The following is a 19,212-nucleotide window of genomic DNA, read 5'->3' on the forward strand; positions in this document are numbered from 1 at the left end:
TCCATGGCGACGCTGCTGGTGCTGTGCCGCTTTGTGCATTTCATCGTCGTGTTGCTGATGTTCGGGGCCTGTGTGTTCAGGCCCTGGCTCCTGGGCGCCAAACCGCAGCCCGTGCTGGACCGACAATTGTTGCGCCTGACCCGTGGCCTGGCATGGACTGCCCTCGCGTCGGGTGTGATCTGGTTAATGTTGATCACCGTCAGCATGGCGGGCTCATGGGCGGCGGCGCTGGAACCGTCAACCGTGCAGTTAGTGCTGGGCAAGACCTTTTTTGGCCAGGTATGGACCTGGCATCTGATGTTGAATGGGTTGCTGGCCATCGCCCTGATGACCGCGTGGAAGGCCCCGCGCCTGCCGCTGATCACACTCTTGCTGATGACCCTCGCGCCGGTCGGCCATGGCGCCATGCTCGACGGGCTGAGCGGGCAGCTGTTGATCCTCAACCAGGTGGTGCACCTGATGTGCGTCGGTGCATGGTTGGGTGGGTTATTGCTGCTGGTTATGATCCTCAGGCAATCGAACCGTGATGAGCTGGCACCTGTCCTGCGTCGTTTCAGTGGCGTGGGCTATGGCCTGGTCGCGGGCCTGCTGGTGACTGGCTTGATCAATGTGCGCGTACTGACCGGGCAACTGTGGCCCACGCCGTTGTTCAGTGGTTTTGCCCTGATTCTGTTGATCAAGGTGATGCTGGTGTTGGGCATGTTGGCCCTGGCACTGCTGAACCGGCTGCGCCTTGATCGTTGCGAACAGCAGCTGGGCAGTTTGAAGGCCAGCGTGATGGTGGAGTGGCTGCTGGGTGTTTGCGCAGTAGCCGCTGTTTCGCTCCTCGGCACTTTGCCGCCGATGGTCCTGGCGGACTGAATATAGAAGGGGCGGTGCGACGATTCGCATGGCTTCCGATGGCGGTGTATCAGCGACATCATCTGTGGCTGACCCACTGCTATAAGGGGCAAGTCGAATCGTCGCACCGCCCCTCCCACATTGACTGTTCCCGCCTTTACTTAGTCATCGTATAACTTCTGCTTGACACTCCAAGAAAACCCCGCAAATATCCGCCCTGATGTTGTACGACGACGTATAACAAATAATAAAAACAACAAATCAAAGGGAGCGTCACTGTGAGTCAATTCGCCCGTAATTCCTCGTCGTGTATCGGCCTTATCGGTCTCGGCGGCCTGGCCTTCACCCTGCCCCTCATCACCCACGCCGAAGGTTTTGTCGACGACGCCAAAGCCACGCTCAACCTGCGCAACGCCTACTTCAACCGCAACTTCACCAACCCGGCAAACGCCCAGGGCAAGGCCGAAGAGTGGACGCAGAGTTTCATTCTCGATGCCAAGTCGGGCTTCACCCAGGGCACGGTGGGTTTCGGCCTTGATGTGTTGGGCCTGTATTCCCAGAAACTGGATGGCGGCAAAGGCACTGGCGGTACCCAATTGCTGCCAATCCACGATGACGGCCGCCCCGCCGACAACTTCGGACGCCTGGGTGTGGCGCTGAAAACCCGACTGTCGAAGACCGAACTGAAGGTCGGCGAATGGATGCCGGTGCTGCCGATCCTGCGTTCCGACGATGGTCGCTCCCTGCCCCAGACCTTTCGCGGCGGCCAGGTGACGTCCAACGAGATCGCCGGCCTGACCCTTTACGGCGGCCAGTTCCGTGGCAACAGCCCGCGCAACGACGCGAGCATGGAAGACATGTTCATGAACGGCAAAGCGGCATTCACCTCCGACCGGTTCAACTTCGGCGGCGGCGAATACAGCTTCAATGACAAGCGCACCCAGGTCGGCCTGTGGTACGCCGAACTGAGCGACATTTACCAGCAGCGCTACGTCAACCTCACCCACAGCCAGCCGGTAGGCGACTGGACGTTGGGCGCCAACCTCGGTTTCTTCAGCGGCAAGGAAGACGGCAGCGCCCTGGCCGGCGACCTGGACAACAAGACCACCTTCGCCCTGCTCTCGGCCAAATACGGCGGCAACACCTTCTATGTGGGCCTGCAAAAACTCACCGGCGACAGCGTGTGGATGCGCGTCAACGGCACCAGCGGCGGCACCCTGGCCAACGACAGTTACAACGCCAGCTATGACAACGCCAAGGAAAAATCCTGGCAGGTGCGACATGACTTCAACTTCGTGGTGCTCGGCGTACCGGGGCTGACCCTGATGAACCGCTACATCAGCGGCAGCAACGTGCACACCGGGGCGATCACTGATGGCAAGGAGTGGGGGCGTGAGTCGGAGCTGGCCTACACCGTGCAGAGCGGTGCGTTGAAGAACCTGAACGTTAAGTGGCGGAACTCGACCATGCGTCGGGATTTCAGCACCAACGAGTTCGACGAAAACCGGATCTTTATCAGCTATCCAATCTCCCTGCTGTAGAGCTCAGTCTCCCAGCCCAAGAAAATCCCCTGTGGGAGGGGGCTTGCTCCCGATGGCGGTGGGTCAGTAGCAGATGCATTCACTGGCACGCCCTCATTGAGGGCAAGCCCTCTCCCGCATTTTGCTCCGCACTCTGTCCGCAAGAACGTTGACAACCTGGGGGCTCCCTAACAATACTTCGGCATAGTCATACGACAACCTACAACAAAAATTTGGAATCCCCATGACCACGACCACCCCCGCTCCCTTCAACCGCCTGCTGCTCACCGGTGCCGCCGGTGGCCTCGGTAAAGTCCTGCGCGAGCGTCTGCGCCCTTACGCCCAAGTACTGCGCCTGTCCGACATCGCCGCCATGGCCCCGGCTGCCGATGCCTCGGAGGAAGTCCAACCGTGCGACCTCGCCGACAAACAAGCCGTGCACCACTTGGTGGAAGGCGTCGACGCCATCCTGCACTTTGGCGGTGTCTCGGTGGAGCGTCCGTTTGAAGAAATCCTCGGTGCCAATATCAGCGGCACATTCCATATCTACGAAGCCGCCCGCCGCCATGGCGTGAAGCGCGTGATCTTCGCCAGCTCTAACCATGTGATCGGCTTCTACAAGCAGACCGAAACCATCGACGCCCATTCCCCACGCCGCCCCGACAGCTACTACGGCCTGTCCAAGTCCTATGGCGAAGACATGGCCAGCTTCTACTTCGACCGCTACGGCATCGAGACCGTGAGCATCCGTATCGGCTCCTCGTTCCCGGAACCGCAGAACCGCCGGATGATGCATACCTGGCTGAGTTTCGACGACCTCACTCAACTGCTCGAACGCGCGTTGTACACGCCGAACGTCGGCCACACCGTGGTCTACGGCATGTCGGATAACCTCGACACCTGGTGGGACAACCGCCACGCCGCACACCTGGGTTTTGTGCCCAAGGACACGTCCGAAGTGTTCCGCGCCCAGGTCGAAGCCCAGCCGCCAGTGGCAGCCGATGACCCGGCCAAGGTCTATCAGGGTGGCGCATTCTGCGCAGCCGGACCGTTCGGTGACTGAGTTCACATCAACCCAAGGGAATGAGTTGCCATGACTGCTGAATTGATCGTCGACGCCCGCAATGCCGTGGGCGAATGCCCGGTATGGGTGCCTGAGGAAAACGCGCTGTTCTGGGTGGACATTCCCAACAGCGGCCTGCAGCGCTGGAGCGCCGGCAACGGCCATGTCGCCGCCTGGAAAGCCCCGCAGATGCTTGCCTGCATCGCCCGCACCAATGCGGGCAATTGGGTCGCAGGCATGGAAACCGGCTTTTTCCAACTCACCGCACACAACGACGGCAGCCTCGACACCACCCCTCTGGCCAGTGTCAAACACCCGCGCCCGGACATGCGCCTGAACGATGGCCGCTGTGATCGCCAGGGCCGCTTCTGGGCCGGCAGCATGGTGCTCAACATGGGCGCCAATGCGGCGCAAGGCATCCTCTACCGTTATGCGTCCGGTTCAGCGCCCCACGCCCAACTTGACGGGTTCATCACCCTGAATGGCCTGGCCTTCAGCCCCGATGGCCGCACGATGTACGCCTCCGATTCCCACCCGCTGGTGCAGCAGATCTGGGCCTTCGACTACGACATCGAGACCGGCACGCCGTCCAATCGCCGCGTGTTTGTCGACATGAACCATTTCCTGGGTCGACCCGACGGCGCCGCGGTCGACGCCGAAGGCTGCTACTGGATCTGCGCCAACGACGCCGGTTTGGTCCACCGCTTCACCCCCGACGGTCGCCTGGATCGCTCCCTGAGCGTGCCGGTGAAAAAACCCACCATGTGCGCCTTCGGCGGCAGTCGGCTGGACACCCTCTTCGTCACCTCGATCCGTGATGACCAGAGCGACCAGTCCATCGCCGGCGGCGTGTTTGCGCTCAACCCCGGCGTCACCGGATTGCCGGAGCCCACCTTCACCCTCTAGCTGCATCGCTGTGCCTTGAATACAACAATAAAATAACAAGACAGGAGTGACCCCCAATGGACTTCAAACGCACCTTGCTCGCCGCCGCAGTGTTCACCCTCAGCAGCGCCGCTCACGCGCTGGAAATCAAATTCGCCGACATCCACCCCGCTGGCTACCCCACCGTGGTCGCCGAAGAAAACATGGGCAAGGCGCTGACCAAGGAAAGCAACGGCGAACTCACGTTCAAGTACTTCCCGGGCGGCGTGCTGGGTTCCGAGAAAGAAGTGGTCGAACAGGCCCAAGTGGGCGCCGTGCAGATGACCCGCGTCAGCCTCGGCATCGTCGGGCCGGTGGTGCCGGACGTGAACGTCTTCAACCTGCCGTTCGTGTTCCGCGACCAGGCGCATATGCGCAAGGTCATCGACGGCGAGATCGGCGATGAAATCCTCGCCAAGATCACCGACTCGGAGTTCGGCCTCGTGGCCCTGGCCTGGATGGACGGCGGCACGCGCAACCTTTACACCAAGAAACCGGTGCGCAAGATCGAAGACCTCAAGGGCATGAAGATCCGCGTACAGGGCAATCCGCTGTTCATCGACGCCTTCAACGCCATGGGCGCAAACGGCATCGCCATGGACACCGGCGAGATCTTCAGTGCCTTGCAGACCGGTGTCATCGACGGCGCGGAGAACAACCCGCCCACCATGCTGGAACACAACCACTTCCAGAACGCCAAGTACTACACCCTCACCGAACACCTGATCCTGCCTGAGCCCATCGTGATGTCGAAAATCACCTGGAACAAACTCACTCCCGCCCAGCAGGACATGGTGAAAAAAGCCGCTAAGGTCGCCCAGGCCGATGAGCGCGTGCTGTGGGACGCCAAGTCCGCCAGCAGTGAGGAAAAACTCAAGAAGGCCGGGGTCGAGTTCATCACCGTCGACAAAAAACCCTTCTACGACGCCACCGCCGCGGTGCGAGCCAAGTACGGCGCGCCTTACGCCGACATCATCAAGCGTATCGACGCCGTTCAGTAACGCCCCATTCCCTGACAAGGCCTGGCGCGGTCGGCATCGACGCGCCCGGTGACGGTGAACGCCATGAAGAATCTACTGCTGCGCATCAACGACCGTATCTACATGACCTGCATCTGGGTCGCCGGCCTCTCGGTCCTCGGGGTCGCACTGATCATTCCCTGGGGCATCTTCGCCCGCTACATCCTCGGTACCGGTTCCAGCTGGCCGGAGCCCACCGCTATCCTGCTGATGCTGGTGTTCACCTTTATCGGCGCAGCCGCCAGTTATCGTGCCGGGGCGCACATGTCGGTGGCCATGGTCACGGACCGCCTGCCACCTGCCCAACGCCGAATCGTCGGCATTTTCTCGCAACTGCTGATGGCGACAATCTGCCTGTTCATGGCGATCTGGGGCACCAAGTTGTGCCTGTCCACCTGGAACCAGTTCATGAGCGCCATCCCCACCCTGCGCGTGGGTATCACCTATATGCCGATCCCCATCGGGGGCGTGCTGACGCTGATTTTCGTGCTGGAAAAACTGCTGCTGGGTGACCAGAGCAACCGGCGCGTGGTGCGCTTCGACCTGGTAGAAGAAAACGAAGGGGCTGCCTGATATGGACGCATTGATTCTGCTGGGCAGCTTTATCGCCCTGATCCTGATCGGCATGCCGGTGGCCTATGCCCTGGGGCTGTCGGCGCTGATCGGCGCGTGGTGGATCGATATCCCGTTCCAGGCCCTGATGATTCAGGTGGCCGGCGGGGTGAACAAGTTTTCGCTGATGGCGATACCGTTCTTTGTGCTGGCTGGGGCGATCATGGCCGAGGGCGGCATGTCGCGGCGGCTGGTGGCGTTTGCCGGGGTGCTGGTGGGCTTTGTGCGCGGCGGCCTGTCCCTGGTGAACATCATGGCCTCGACGTTTTTCGGCGCGATCTCCGGCTCGTCGGTGGCGGACACCGCTTCGGTGGGCTCGGTGCTGATTCCAGAAATGGAGCGCCGTGGCTATCCACGGGAATTTGCCACGGCGGTGACCGTCAGCGGCTCGGTGCAGGCCTTGCTCACGCCACCCAGCCACAACTCGGTGCTCTACTCCCTGGCGGCTGGCGGCACAGTGTCCATCGCTTCGCTGTTCATGGCCGGCGTGGTGCCGGGCCTGCTGATGAGCGCGTGCCTGATGGTGCTGTGCCTGATCTTCGCGAAGAAACGCAACTACCCCAAAGGCGAAGTCATCCCCCTGAAGCAGGCGCTGAAGATTGCCGCCGATGCGCTCTGGGGCCTGATGGCCATGGTGATCATCCTCGGCGGCATCCTCTCGGGCATCTTCACTGCCACCGAGTCTGCCGCGGTTGCGGTGCTGTGGGCGTTCTTCGTGACCATGTTCATCTACCGCGACTACAAGTGGCGCGAGCTGCCCAAGCTGATGCACCGCACGGTGCGCACGATTTCCATCGTGATGATCCTGATCGCCTTCGCCGCCAGCTTCGGCTACATCATGACCCTGATGCAGATCCCGGCGAAGATCACCACGCTGTTCCTGACGCTGTCGGACAACCGCTACGTTATCCTGATGTGCATCAACGCCATGCTGCTGTTGCTCGGCACGGTGATGGACATGGCGCCGCTGATCCTGATCCTCACGCCGATCCTGTTGCCGGTGGTGTTGGGTATCGGCGTCGACCCGGTGCATTTCGGCATGATCATGCTGGTGAACCTCGGCATTGGTCTGATCACCCCGCCGGTGGGCGCGGTGCTGTTTGTCGGCGCAGCGGTGGGCAAAACCACCATCGAGAAAACCGTAAAGGCGCTGGTGCCGTTTTATGCCGTGCTGTTCCTGGTGCTGATAGCAGTGACGTACGTTCCAGCATTGTCGCTGTGGCTGCCGAGCGTGGTGCTGTAATGCTGATTGAACTTGAAGACAACCTGACCCACCTCACCTTGAATCCGGCCGTGGGCGGCAGCATCGTCAACTGGACGGTGCGCGCCACCGGGCAGCCGTTGCTGCGCCATAACGATGAGCAGGCGATCCATACCGGTTTGCCGGGCAAGCTGGGGTGCTATCCGTTGGTGCCCTGGTCCAACCGCATTGCCCACGGCGGTTTCGATAACCCCGACGGTTGGCTGGTGCTCACGCCTAACAGCCTGACCGATCCGCTGCCGATTCACGGTTCGGCCTGGCAACAAGCGTGGCAGGTGGTCAGCCAGTCGGCAGATGAAGTGGTGCTGGAGGTGGTCTGCCAGACGCCGTTTGCCTATCGCGCCGAGCAGCGGATTCACTTGAGCGATGGGGCCTTGCGTATCGAACTGCGCGTGACCCATCTGGCCGAAACAGCGGCGTGGCATGGCGTGGGCTTGCATCCGTACTTTCCGCGTCGGCCGGGTACTCGGTTGCAGGCCAAGGCCGCGCAGGTGTGGATGAGTGACGCGTCCAAGCTGCCGACCGGCTTGGCACCGGTGCCGGACGAGTGGGATTTCCAGGAAATGAATGCCCTGCCCCAAGGCTTGGTGGACAACGGTTTTTGCCAGTGGGACGGGTATTGCCGGATCGAACAGCCGGACCTGGGCTATGCGCTGGAATGCCAGGCCAGCGGGGCCGATTACTTCCTGCTGTACTGCCCGCCGGGGCTGGGGTTCTTTTGCATCGAGCCGGTGAGTCATCCGGTGAATGCTCATCACCTGGCGGGACGGCCGGGCCTGAAACTGCTGGAACACAATCAGTCGGTCCAACTCAATTTCAACCTGAAATACATTCAAAATGTGGGAGGGGGATTGCCTCCGATGGCGGCCTGACAGCCGAACAGGATGCTGGAACAGACCGAGTACATATCCATTATTCAGCCAACGGCCGCTATGGGTTCCGCCCTTACGGCGACTCGCTTCGCATCGTGATTACCGTTGACTGCTATAAAGTTGTGTAAATACCTATAGCTATCAGGGGCAAGCCCCTCCCACAGTTTTGATTTAGGTTTTGTCACTGATGTCAGGGTGGAGAGTTTTTCAGACGCCCAGCCGTATCGATACTCACGACAACCGACAACCCCGGCCGCAACCGTTCGCTCTCAGCCTGATCCGGGTCCACCGTAATCCTTACCGGCACGCGCTGGGCAATCTTCACAAAGTTGCCCGTCGCGTTGTCCGCCTGCAACAGGCTGAACTCCGAGCCGGTGGCCGGCGAAATATGCTGCACCGTGCCATGAAACTTGCGGTGGTTCAGCGCATCCACGGTAAAGGTCACCGGCTGGCCGACCTGCACATTGTCCATTTGGGTTTCTTTCATATTGGCAATCACCCACAGCTGCTTCGGCACCAGTGCCATCAGCTGCGCGCCAGAGTTGACGTAGGCACCGAGGCGCACGCCAATCTGCCCCAACTGACCGTCGCGGGGTGCGGTGATGCGGGTGTTGGACAGATCGATCCGCGCCAATTCCACCGCCGCATCGGCACTCGCCACCGCCGCTTCCAGGGAGCCGCGATTGACGATCACCGTCTGCAAATCCTGCCGCGCGATTTCCAGGCTGGCCTGGGCTTGGGCGACGGCGGCGACCGTCTGCGCATTGGCAGCACGGGTCACGTCCAGCTCGCGCTTGGACACCGAACCGTCGCTGATCAGCTCCTCGTTACGACGCAAATCCGCAGTGCTTTTACGCGCCTGTGCCTGGCTGTCTACCAGCGCAGCCTGGCGTAACTTGATGGTCGCTTCGGCGCTGTTGCGCTGCTGCACCACATTGGCCAGCGAGGCCTTCTGCACCGCCAGTTGCGCCAAGGCTTGGTCCAGGCGCTGCTTGTAGATGCGGTCATCAAGGCGCACCAACAAGTCACCGGCCTTGACGTATTGGAAGTCCTGCACTGGCACCTCGAACACATAGCCGCTGAGCTGCGGGCCAATAATCGTCACTTGGCCACGTACCAGGGCGTTTTCAGTGGTTTCCACCGCGCTGCTGAACGGCGGCAGTTGCCAGGCATACAGCACGATCAATACCCCGACGATGGCAATCGCGGCGAAGCCCATGGACGAAAGGATGCGCACGCGCAATGAGCGCGGCTCGGTGACCGTGGCGCCGGGCGGCATGGTGCCTTCCGGGGTGGATGCAATGGCGGTGGTGGTGGTTGTCGAAGGTTCGGTCATGAAGGTGCGCCGCTGGGTTGAACGGGAGGGGCTGCTGCTTGGGTGGTGCTCATCAGCCACAGACTGCGAATAAATATCCAGAGCATGGTCAGGATCGCGATGATCGCAATCAGCATGAACACATCGTTGTAAGCCATGACATTCGCTTCACGGGTGGCCGCCGTGGCCAAGCTGCGGATACCCATCAGGTTGCGCAGCTCGGGGTCGGCAATGACACCGCCATAGGCCGAGCCACCGCTGCTCACCCGCGCGGCCACACGCGGGTCGAGCAAGGTCAAGTGTTCGACGATCATGCTGGAATGAAACTTCTCGCGCACGACCTGGAACGTTCCCAGCAACGCGGCTCCAATCAGGCCGCCGAGGTTCTGGCAAATGCCGAACATCACCGAAAAACTCACCAGATTGCGCGGGTTCGTCAGCACGTTCTTGGTGCCCAACACCATGGTCGGTCCCAGGAAAAAAGTGCCGCCAAAGCCCAACAGGAACTGGCTGATATACAGGTTTTCGGGCCGGGTCAGGTTGCTGGAGAAACTGTCCATCACCGAGCCCGTGGCCATCAGCGCCAGGGAGATCACCAGCGGCATCAGCAAGTGAGCCGGGTTGATCGTCAGCGCACTGACCGCCAGCCCGCTGATCGCGCCGGCCAGCATCACCACGTACAGCGTATGCATCTGCTGGTAGCTCATGTTCAACATCTGCATGAACCCGACCGCACCGGTGGACTGCTCCGACAGCACCATGCGAATCAGGATCACCGCCAGTGCCAGGCGAATCATGGTGCCGCTGCCCAGCCAACGGGTCATCAACATCGGGTTGGCGCGGTTATGCTCAATGGCCAGGCCGGCCATGATCAACACCAGGGAACAGGCTGACGCGATACCGATCCACGGGGCTTCCAGCCACCAGTCGATGCGCCCCAGGGACAGCACCGCACAGAGCAACGCCACGCCGGTGGCGAGGATGCCGAAGGTCAGGAAGTCGAGTTTCTCAAAGGTCTTGAAGCGGTCACCCGGCGGCAACTTGAGCAAGAACACACAACCCAGGCAGATCAGCGCCATCCCCAATTCAAACAGATACAAACCGCGCCACTCGGCGATTTGCAGCAAATCTTCGGAGAACAACCGCGCCAGCGGCAACGCCAACTGCGCCGTGCCCAACCCCAGCACCAGGGCTTTGAGTCGCCACTTGGCGGGGAACGCCTGGATCATGTAGTACAAGCCCAACGAACTCAGGGCCGCGCCCACCATCCCATGGGCCGCCCGCACCGCGATGGCCGAACTGAGATCGTTAACGAACAAGTGGCCGAAGGTCACCAGCGCGTACAGCACCAGGAACACCTCGGTGAACACGCGCAGGCCGAACTGCTGGCGGAACTTCACCAGCAGCAGGTTCATGCACACGTTGGTCATCACATAGGCGGCGGGCAGCCAGGCCATTTCCGCTGTGGTCGCGCCGAGGGCGCCTTGCAGGTATTGCAGGTTGGCGATGACCAGGGCATTTCCCAGGCCGCCAGTGATCGCGACCAGCACACCGACCAGCGCATACAGCCAACGCTTGTGCGTAGGGTGCCACGGCGTCGACGGCGAACCGGGCAGGCTCGGGCGCTCGTGGGGTTCCCAGGTGTGGGGGGTGTATTTATCCATTCGATGACCTAGATGACCCGACGGGTGAGGTCGGTAAAACCATTACTCAGAGTAGTAAACCTGAGCGGGGTTCATCTTGCCATCTTGGGCATGGAATTGATGCCTGGAGCGGGTACGGTCAAAAGTCGGAGGGGGCTTGCTCTCTTTGGATTGCATGCCCATCCAGAACCGCCTTCCCGATCAGATCCACCCCAACCAACTCCAGTAAGTCGCCGCAAACACCAACATCAGCCCATACCCGATCACCGTCACCAGGATCCCCACCTTGGCGAACTGCCGCGCCGTAAACGTCCCAGTCCCCAGGCACACCATATTCTGCGGCGCATTAATCGGCAGGATAAACCCGTAGCTCATCACAAACCCCAGCAGCATGGTCATCCCCAACCGGTTGAACTCCCCGGGCAAGGTCTGCAACACCGCAATCAGGATCGGCAACAGCGCCGAGGTCAGCGCCGTGGCGCTGGCAAAGCCCAGGTGGATCACAATCAAAAACGCTCCCAAAATCGCAAACACCCCCAACGGCCCGACCTGATCCAACCCGGTATGCGCCACCACCTGGGAGCCCAGCCACTGCCCGGCTTGGGTCGTCAGCAACGCGGTGCCGAGGCTGATGCCCACGCCGAATACAATCACCGTGCCCCACGGAATACGCGACTGCACATCCTTCCAGGTCATCACCCCAATCCCCGGCAACAGCAGGAACACCAGCCCGGCGTAGGTGGTCGAGGTGGTGTCGAAAGGGTGCAGGCGCCCTTCCGTCGCCCACGCCAACAGCAACAGCACCGACACGGTGAGCAAGCGCTTCTGCGGGCCGGTCATCGGGCCGATGTCCACCAGGGACTGGGCCACGGCCTCCTTGCCACCGGGGATGCTGTCGGTTTCCGGCGGCAGCAGCTTGATCACCAGGAACAGCAACACCGCCGACATGATCACCGCCCACGGCGCGCCGGCGATCAGCCAATCGATCCACGACACGCGCTGGCCGAGCATCTTGTCCATAAAGCCCACAGTCAGCAGGTTTTGCGCGGCGGCGGTCTGGATGCCGACGTTCCAGATGCTGGTGCCCTGGGCCACCACGATCATCAGGCCGGCGGCAATATTGGAGCGCTTGTCCACGCCAAACGCGGCGACCACGCCCATCATGATCGGCACCACACAGGCGCTGCGCGCGGTGGCACTGGGCACCACGAGGCTGAGCAGGATGGTCACCGCAATCGCCCCCAGCAGAATGCCGCGGGTGCTGGTGCCGACGCGGGTCAGGGTCACGAGGGCGATGCGCCGGTCGAGGCCGGTGTGGGTCATGGCCGCCGCAATGAACAACGCGCCCGCCACCAAGGCCAGTGCCGGGTTGGAAAAGCCGGTGAGCGCCATGCTGATGGCCGGGCTGGAGCCGATCAGGTGGGCGGGGTCTTGCAGCGACGGCGCCGTGCCCAGCAAAAATGCCATGAGCGAGGTAATCATGATCGCGCTGGCTTCATAGGACACCGCCTCGGTGATCCACACCACCACGGCAAACGCGAGAATCGCCAGCATGCGCTGCCCGGCCACCGGCAGATCGGCGGGCAGCGGCAACAGCAGCACGCCGACCATCGCCAGTACGCCGATCACCAGGCCCAGGGGCAACTTGAAGGATGCTGCGGTTGTTGCGGGGGCGTTCATGGCGGGCTCCGTCGTGCTCTAAATCAGGCAGGCAGCATGGGGCAAAGCGCCGCAACGGGTGTTGACGGGTATCAAGACCCTAGGTCAATAACTGGCTCAATACCGCCCGCAACTTGCCGGGCTTGAGCGGTTTGTTCAACAACGGCGCGTCAAGGCGGCGCAGCACACGACGGCATTGGTCGGTGCGGTCGGCGGTGATGATCACGGCCGGGATCTTTTGCGCGAAATGCTCGCGCAGATGCTTGACCACCGCAGCGCCCACCACGCCGTGGTCGAGGTGGTAGTCGGCGAGGATCAACTCCGGCGCCCTGCCCTGCAACGCCAGTAACGCGCCGGCCTGGTCGGTGGCGGTGACCACCTCACAGCCCCACTGCACCAGCAGCGCGCGCATGCTTTCGAGGATGCTCACCTCGTTATCGATCACCAGCAAACGCCGCCCCGGCAGCGGGTTGCCCGTGGTCGGCAGCACCGGCAGTTGGCTGATCGCCAGGGGCATCTCTTCGCTGATGGGCACCTCGATGCTGAACATCGAGCCACGCCCCGGCCACGAACGGACCGCCACCGGGTAGCCGAGGATCTCGGCGATACGCTCGACAATCGCCAGGCCCAGCCCCACGCCTTTGCGGTCCGAGGCGCGGCCGACGTCGAGCTGGTTGAATTCGAGGAAGATCGCGTCGAGCCGGTCGGCCGCGATGCCGCGCCCGGTGTCCCACACCTCCAGGCGCAGGCGGTCGCCACGGCGGCGCGCGCCGAGCAGGATGCAGCCCTCGTCGGTGTAGCGGCAGGCATTGCTGAGGAAGTTACGCAGGATCCGCGTCACCAGGCGCAAGTCGGTGCGAATCGCATAATGGCCGGTACGCGCGCGCAGGTTCAGCCCGGCCGCCAGCGCCACCGACTGGAACTCCGAGACCAGCGGCGCAAACAGTTCATCCAGGCGATACAGCGCCACGTCGGGTTTGACCGCCGCCTGGTCGAGCCGCGAAATATCCAGCAGATCGGTGAGTAAATCTTCCGCGCCTTCCAGCGCCTGGTGAGTACGTTCCACCAGCACCTGCTCAACGCTGGGCAAGTTGCGTTCACGCAAGGTGGAGATCAGCAGCCGCGCCGCGTTCAGCGGTTGCAGCAGGTCATGGCTCGCGGCGGCGAGGTATTTGTCCTTGCTGCGGTTGGCAGCCTCCGCGGCGTCGCGCGCATCGCGCAATTCCTGCTCGACCTGCTCACGCTGGGCGATCTGCTGTTGCAGGTTGCGGTTGGCTTCCAGCAGCTCATCGGTGCGCGCGGCCACGCGCTGTTCCAGCTCATCGTTGAGACGGATATAGCGGTTGCGCTCCGCCTCCAGCTCGTCGAGGCGCGCGGTGAGTTCCGGGTAGTGACTCTTGCGTGCCGAGTGATTACCCAGGCCCAGCAGCCCGGCCAGTGCTTGTTGCTGGTCGTCAGAGCGCTTCGCCATAAACAACCTCGACGTCACGCTGGCTGGACTCACGAGGGTTGGTGAGGATGCAGGGGTCGTCCATCGCATGCTCGGACAGGAACGGAATATCCGCCACGCGCACCCCATGCAGACCCAGGGTTTCGTGGAAGCCAATCGCATGTTTGAGCGCGATCAGGTGGTCGACCAATCGTCCGCAGATCTGTCGATGGTTGAGGCCACGGCAGTCAATGCCAAAGGTCTCGGCAATCACCTTGAAGCGCTCCGGCGCCGAGTTGTAGTTGAACGCCACCACATGCTCCACCAGCACCGCGTTGCACAAACCGTGGGGCAAATCGAGAAAGCCGCCGAGGCTGTGGGACATGGCATGCACGGCGCCGAGGATCGCGTTGGAAAACGCCAGGCCCGCCTGCATGCTGCCGAGCATGATTTTCTCGCGCAGGGCAATGTCCGTGGGGTTGGCGATCATCTGCACCAGGTTGCCGTTGATCAGGCGCATGGCTTCCAGCGCATGGGGGTCGGTCAGTGGGCCGTGGCCGGTGGACACGAACGCCTCGATGGCATGCACCAGCGCGTCGATGCCGGTACAGGCGGACAGGAACGGGTCCATGCTCGCCGTGGTTTCCGGGTCGATCAGCGACACATCCGGCACCACCGCCTTGCTGACGATGGAGAACTTCATGCGCTCCTGCTGGTTGGAAATGATCACGAACTGCGAGACATCCGCCGACGTACCGGCGGTGGTGGGGATCAGGATCAACGGCGGGCTGGGCACACGAATGGTGTCCACGCCCTCGAACTCAAGAATGCTACGCCCATGGGCGACCACAATGCCGATGGCCTTGCCGCAATCCATCGGACTGCCGCCGCCGATGGCCACGATCACGTCGCAATGGTTTTCCCGGTACACCTCGGCGCCGAGCATTACTTCTTCGACGCGCGGGTTGGGCGACACAGCGCTGTACAGGCAGTAGTCGATACCGATGGCTTGCAGGCTGGCTTCCACATCCGCCACCCAACCGGCAGCGATCACACCGGGGTCGCTGACGACCAGCACCTTGCGCGCACCAAAGGTCTTGGCATAGTTACCGACGTTGTGCCGACAGCCGGCACCGAAGATGATTTCAGGCGAGACGAATTTACGCAGGAGGCTCAGATTGGGGCTCATTGGAAAGCCTGTTCTTATTATTTTTGGGAGATGCGCTTCACACTAACCCATTCGCAGGCGAATGCAATCAGACCAAAGGGTCATTCCCAATACGGCACCGGCCAGCGCGAGGCTGGCCGGAGATGGATCAACGGCTGGCGAAGTACATGGTCACTTCGAAGCCGATACGCAGGTCGGTGAAGGCGGGTTTGGTCCACATGGGGAGAGTCCTCTTGTTGTGCCGGAAGATTCCGGTAGAGGCATTAATGCATGGGGGGATGGGGGTCCGAATGCTACTTTCGAAGTAGCTCGCACCCGCATTGGTAGCGGGTATACGCCGATCAAAATGTGGGAGGGGGCTTGCTCCCGATAGCAATGTGTCAGCCACATCACTGTTGACTGACCCACCGCCATCGGGAGCAAGCCCCCTCCCACAGGGGACCGCGTTGCAATGCGAGGGTTAGAAGAAACCCAATGGATTGATGTCGTAGCTCACCAGCAAATTCTTGGTCTGCTGGTAGTGATCGAGCATCATCTTGTGGTTCTCACGCCCCACGCCCGACTTCTTGTAGCCGCCAAACGCCGCATGCGCCGGGTACAGGTGATAACAGTTGGTCCACACGCGGCCAGCCTTGATCGCCCGGCCCATACGGTAGGCGCGGTTGATGTCGCGGGTCCACAGCCCGGCGCCGAGGCCGAATTCGCTGTCGTTGGCAATGGCCAGGGCTTCGGCTTCGTCCTTGAAGGTGGTGATACCCACCACCGGGCCGAAGATTTCTTCCTGGAACACGCGCATCTTGTTGTGGCCCTTGAGCAGGGTCGGCTGGATGTAATAACCGCTGGACAGGTCGCCTTCCAGGCGCTCGGCCGCGCCGCCGGTGAGCAGCTCGGCGCCCTCTTCCTGGGCTATCTTGAGGTAGGAGAGGATCTTGTCGTATTGCTGCTCGGACGCCTGGGCGCCGACCATGGTCTCGGTATCCAACGGGTTGCCGCGCTTGATCTTGACGATCTTCTTCATCACCACTTTCATGAAGTCGTCGTAGATCGACTCCTGCACCAGCGCCCGCGACGGGCAGGTGCACACTTCGCCCTGGTTGAAGAACGCCAACACCAGGCCTTCGGCCGCTTTTTCGATGAATTGCGGCTCGGCCTGCATGATGTCTTCGAAGAAGATGTTCGGCGACTTGCCGCCCAGTTCCACGGTAGACGGAATGAGGTTCTCGGCGGCCGCATGCATGATGTGCGCACCGATTGGGGTCGAGCCGGTAAAGGCAATCTTGGCGATGCGCTTGCTGGTGGCCAGTGCCTCCCCGGCTTCGCGGCCAAAGCCCTGCACGATATTCAGCACGCCCGGTGGCAGCAGGTCATTGATCAACTCGGCAAACACCATGATCGACAGCGGTGTCTGCTCGGCCGGCTTGAGCACGATGCAGTTACCGGCAGCGAGGGCCGGGGCGAGTTTCCAGGCGGCCATCAGCAGCGGGAAGTTCCACGGAATGATCTGCCCGACCACGCCCAATGGCTCATGGAAGTGATAGGCCGCGGTGTGTTCGTTGATCTCGGCGGCGCCGCCTTCCTGGGCGCGGATGCAGCCGGCGAAGTAGCGGAAGTGGTCGGCGGCCAGGGGCACGTCAGCGTTGAGGGTTTCGCGCACGGCCTTGCCGTTGTCCCAGCTTTCGGTCACGGCCAGTACTTCGAGATTCTGCTCGATACGGTCGGCGATTTTCAGCAGCACCAGGGAGCGATCCTGGGGCGACGTCTTGCCCCAGGCGTCAGCGGCGGCATGGGCGGCGTCGAGGGCTTTGTCGATATCGGCAGCGTTGGAGCGCGGGAATTCGGCGATCGCTTCACCGGTCACTGGCGAGGTGTTGGTGAAATACTCACCGCTCAGCGGGGCGACGAACTCTCCGCCGATGTAATTTCCGTAGCGCTGCTTGAAGCTGACGATAGCGCCAGGGGTGCCAGGTTGTGCGTAGATCATGTTAAAGCCTCTGTCTGGGTCCGGGCCTGTCGGTCAACAGGCGATGACCCGATAGTAAAGAGCCCCCGTTGCCGGGCGAATGCGCCGTTGGCAGGGGGGCACTTGTCATTTGGTCGTAGATTCAGTGTTTGGCGACCAGCTCTTTGGGCAGCTTGAAGGTCCAGAGCATGCCGCCCTGGTTGAAGTCCTTGATGCGCTTGGCCACCTCACCGCCCCACAACGGCACCGCGCCGCCCCAGCCGGAGAGCACCGAGACGTACTGTTCGCCGTCCATTTCCCAGGTCACAGGCGAACCGAGCACGCCGGAGCCGGTCTGGAATTCCCAGACCTTCTCGCCAGTCTTGGCGTTGAATGCTTGCAGGAAACCTTCCGGCGTACCGGTGAACACCAGGTTGCCCTTGGTGGTCAGCACCCCGCCCCACAGCGGCGCGAAGTTCTTGTGGCGCCAGACTTCCTTACCCGTCTTAGGATCGATGGCGCGCAGTACGCCGATGTAGTCTTCGTTCAACGGCTTGATAGTGAAGCCCGCGCCGAGGAACGCCGCGCCTTTCTTGTAGGCGATACCTTCGTTCCAGATGTCCATGCCCCACTCGTTGGACGGCACGTAGAACAGCCCGGTGTCACGGTTGTAGGCCATCGGCATCCAGTTCTTCGCACCGAGGAACGCCGGTGCGACAAACACCGAAGTGCCCTTGGTTTCGCTGCCCGGCGCACCTGGGCGGCTGGCTTCGTTGTAGATCGGACGACCGTCCTTATCCAGGCCCGTGGCCCAGGTGATCTTGTCGACAAACGGGAAGCCACGGATGAACTTGCCGTTGGTGCGATCGAGCACGTAGAAGAAGCCGTTGCGGTCGGCGGTGGCCGCCGCTTTGATTTCCTTGCCACCTTCGGTGTAGTTGAAGGAGACCAGCTCGTTGACGCCGTCATAGTCCCAACCGTCGTGGGGCGTGCTCTGGAAGTGCCACTTGATGGTGCCGTCGTCCGGGTTCAGCGCCAGGCGCGAGGACGAGTAAAGGTTGTCGCCAGGGCGCAGGTGCGAGTTCCACGGCGCCGGGTTGCCGGTGCCGAACAGCAGCAAGTTGGTTTCCGGGTCGTAGTAGCCGCCCAGCCACGGTGCCGCGCCGCCGGTTTTCCACAAATCCCCCGGCCAGGTCTTGCCCGCCTCGCCGCCGGAGATGCCGTTTTCCACAGCCTTGCCGTCTTTGTAGACATAACCCATATGGCCTTCGACCGTCGGGCGGCTCCACAGCAGCTCGCCGTTTTTCGGGTCATAGGCCTGGATCTTGCCCACCACGCCGAATTCGCCACCGGCCACGCCGGTGATCAGCTTGCCGTTGACCACCAGGGGCGCGGCGCTGATCGAGTAGCCTTCCTTGTGATCGGCGACCTGCTTGCTCCACACCACTTTGCCGGTGTCTTTGTTCAGCGCCACCAGCTTGGCGTCGAGGGTGCCGAAGAACACCAGGTCGCCGTACAGCGCCACGCCACGGTTGATCACGTCACAGCACGGGCGGATGTCATCGGGCAGACGCGCATCGTACTGCCAGAGTTTCTTGCCGGTGCGCGCATCCACCGCGAACACCCGCGAGTAGGAACCGGTGAGGTACATCACCCCGTCCTTGATCATCGGCTGCGCCTGTTGCCCACGCTGCTTTTCGCCGCCAAAGGAAAACGCCCAGACCGGGCGCAGTTCCTTGACGTTGTCGACGTTCAGGGTGTCGAGGGGGCTGTAGCGCTGGCCCTGCACGCCCAGGCCGTTGGTGACGATCTGCCCGGGGTTTTTCGGGTCCTGGAGGATGTCCTCATCGGTGACCGAGGCCATGGCCTGGCCGGATAACAGGATGGCACCGAGCAACACACTCAAGGCGAAGGGTTGGCGACGTGCGGGTTGGGTCATGACGGCTAC

General features: G+C 62.0%; 16 protein-coding genes. 8 read left to right on the top strand and 8 right to left on the bottom strand.

What is annotated here, in order from left to right:
- The first annotated feature begins 3 nt into the window (after window positions 1-3).
- The 8 genes from copD (at window position 4) to G9Q84_RS18755 (ending at window position 8,111) form a co-directional block, all read left to right on the top strand.
- The gene (gene copD, locus G9Q84_RS18720) at window positions 4-861 is read left to right on the top strand and encodes a copper homeostasis membrane protein CopD (protein ID WP_181643851.1); all 858 of its coding nucleotides are present in this window, start codon (window positions 4-6) and stop codon (window positions 859-861) included.
- Between the two features lie 257 nt (window positions 862-1,118).
- Window positions 1,119-2,381 (top strand): OprD family porin, encoded by a 1,263-nt coding sequence (locus G9Q84_RS18725; RefSeq protein ID WP_032889938.1) that lies wholly within the window; start codon window positions 1,119-1,121, stop codon window positions 2,379-2,381.
- Window positions 2,382-2,604: 223 nt separating this feature from the next.
- Window positions 2,605-3,423: an NAD-dependent epimerase/dehydratase family protein gene (locus G9Q84_RS18730; protein WP_032889940.1), complete on the top strand. Its 819-nt coding sequence runs from the start codon at window positions 2,605-2,607 to the stop codon at window positions 3,421-3,423.
- A 30-nt stretch (window positions 3,424-3,453) separates the two neighbouring features.
- The gene (locus G9Q84_RS18735; RefSeq protein ID WP_181643852.1) at window positions 3,454-4,329 is read left to right on the top strand and encodes an SMP-30/gluconolactonase/LRE family protein; all 876 of its coding nucleotides are present in this window, start codon (window positions 3,454-3,456) and stop codon (window positions 4,327-4,329) included.
- A 56-nt stretch (window positions 4,330-4,385) separates the two neighbouring features.
- Window positions 4,386-5,348, top strand: coding sequence for a TRAP transporter substrate-binding protein (locus G9Q84_RS18740; RefSeq protein WP_181643853.1), 963 nt, complete (start codon window positions 4,386-4,388; stop codon window positions 5,346-5,348).
- Window positions 5,349-5,411: 63 nt separating this feature from the next.
- Window positions 5,412-5,939 carry a TRAP transporter small permease gene (locus G9Q84_RS18745; protein WP_032889944.1) on the top strand — a complete coding sequence of 176 codons (528 nt, stop codon included), beginning with the start codon at window positions 5,412-5,414 and terminating at the stop codon, window positions 5,937-5,939.
- 1 nt (window position 5,940) lies between these two features.
- Window positions 5,941-7,221, top strand: a complete 1,281-nt coding sequence (locus G9Q84_RS18750; RefSeq protein WP_181643854.1) for a TRAP transporter large permease — start codon at window positions 5,941-5,943, stop codon at window positions 7,219-7,221.
- Window positions 7,221-8,111 carry an aldose 1-epimerase gene (locus G9Q84_RS18755; RefSeq protein WP_181643855.1) on the top strand — a complete coding sequence of 297 codons (891 nt, stop codon included), beginning with the start codon at window positions 7,221-7,223 and terminating at the stop codon, window positions 8,109-8,111. The genes G9Q84_RS18750 and G9Q84_RS18755 overlap by 1 nt, the downstream gene beginning before the upstream one ends.
- A gap of 190 nt (window positions 8,112-8,301) precedes the next feature.
- On the opposite strand, the gene G9Q84_RS18760 is transcribed toward G9Q84_RS18755, so the two are convergent.
- The 8 genes from G9Q84_RS18760 to G9Q84_RS18795 all read right to left on the bottom strand — a co-directional run bounded on the left by G9Q84_RS18760 (window position 8,302) and on the right by G9Q84_RS18795 (window position 19,203).
- Window positions 8,302-9,447 carry an HlyD family secretion protein gene (locus tag G9Q84_RS18760; protein WP_032889950.1) on the bottom strand — a complete coding sequence of 382 codons (1,146 nt, stop codon included), beginning with the start codon at window positions 9,445-9,447 and terminating at the stop codon, window positions 8,302-8,304.
- Entirely contained in the window at window positions 9,444-11,090 is a 1,647-nt protein-coding gene (locus G9Q84_RS18765; protein ID WP_032889953.1) for an MFS transporter, read from the bottom strand. Before G9Q84_RS18765 ends, G9Q84_RS18760 begins: the two co-directional genes overlap by 4 nt.
- Window positions 11,091-11,270: 180 nt before the next feature.
- A complete protein-coding gene (locus tag G9Q84_RS18770; RefSeq protein WP_032889954.1) occupies window positions 11,271-12,749 on the bottom strand; it encodes a DASS family sodium-coupled anion symporter in 1,479 nt (492 codons plus the stop codon).
- 79 nt (window positions 12,750-12,828) lie between these two features.
- A complete protein-coding gene (locus G9Q84_RS18775; protein WP_032889957.1) occupies window positions 12,829-14,199 on the bottom strand; it encodes an ATP-binding response regulator in 1,371 nt (456 codons plus the stop codon).
- On the bottom strand, window positions 14,183-15,346 hold the full coding sequence (gene ercA, locus G9Q84_RS18780) for an alcohol dehydrogenase-like regulatory protein ErcA (RefSeq protein ID WP_032889958.1): 1,164 nt from the start codon (window positions 15,344-15,346) through the stop codon (window positions 14,183-14,185). Before ercA ends, G9Q84_RS18775 begins: the two co-directional genes overlap by 17 nt.
- 127 nt (window positions 15,347-15,473) lie before the next feature.
- Window positions 15,474-15,545 (bottom strand): pyrroloquinoline quinone precursor peptide PqqA, encoded by a 72-nt coding sequence (gene pqqA, locus G9Q84_RS18785; RefSeq protein WP_010209364.1) that lies wholly within the window; start codon window positions 15,543-15,545, stop codon window positions 15,474-15,476.
- A gap of 240 nt (window positions 15,546-15,785) precedes the next feature.
- Window positions 15,786-17,306 carry an acetaldehyde dehydrogenase ExaC gene (gene exaC, locus G9Q84_RS18790; protein WP_032889961.1) on the bottom strand — a complete coding sequence of 507 codons (1,521 nt, stop codon included), beginning with the start codon at window positions 17,304-17,306 and terminating at the stop codon, window positions 15,786-15,788.
- A 121-nt stretch (window positions 17,307-17,427) separates the two neighbouring features.
- The gene (locus G9Q84_RS18795; protein ID WP_032889964.1) at window positions 17,428-19,203 is read right to left on the bottom strand and encodes a PQQ-dependent methanol/ethanol family dehydrogenase; all 1,776 of its coding nucleotides are present in this window, start codon (window positions 19,201-19,203) and stop codon (window positions 17,428-17,430) included.
- Between the last annotated feature and the right edge of the window lie 9 nt (window positions 19,204-19,212).

Origin of the sequence: Pseudomonas sivasensis (genome assembly GCF_013778505.1) — a bacterium.
Classification (GTDB): Bacteria; Pseudomonadota; Gammaproteobacteria; order Pseudomonadales; family Pseudomonadaceae; genus Aquipseudomonas; species Aquipseudomonas sivasensis.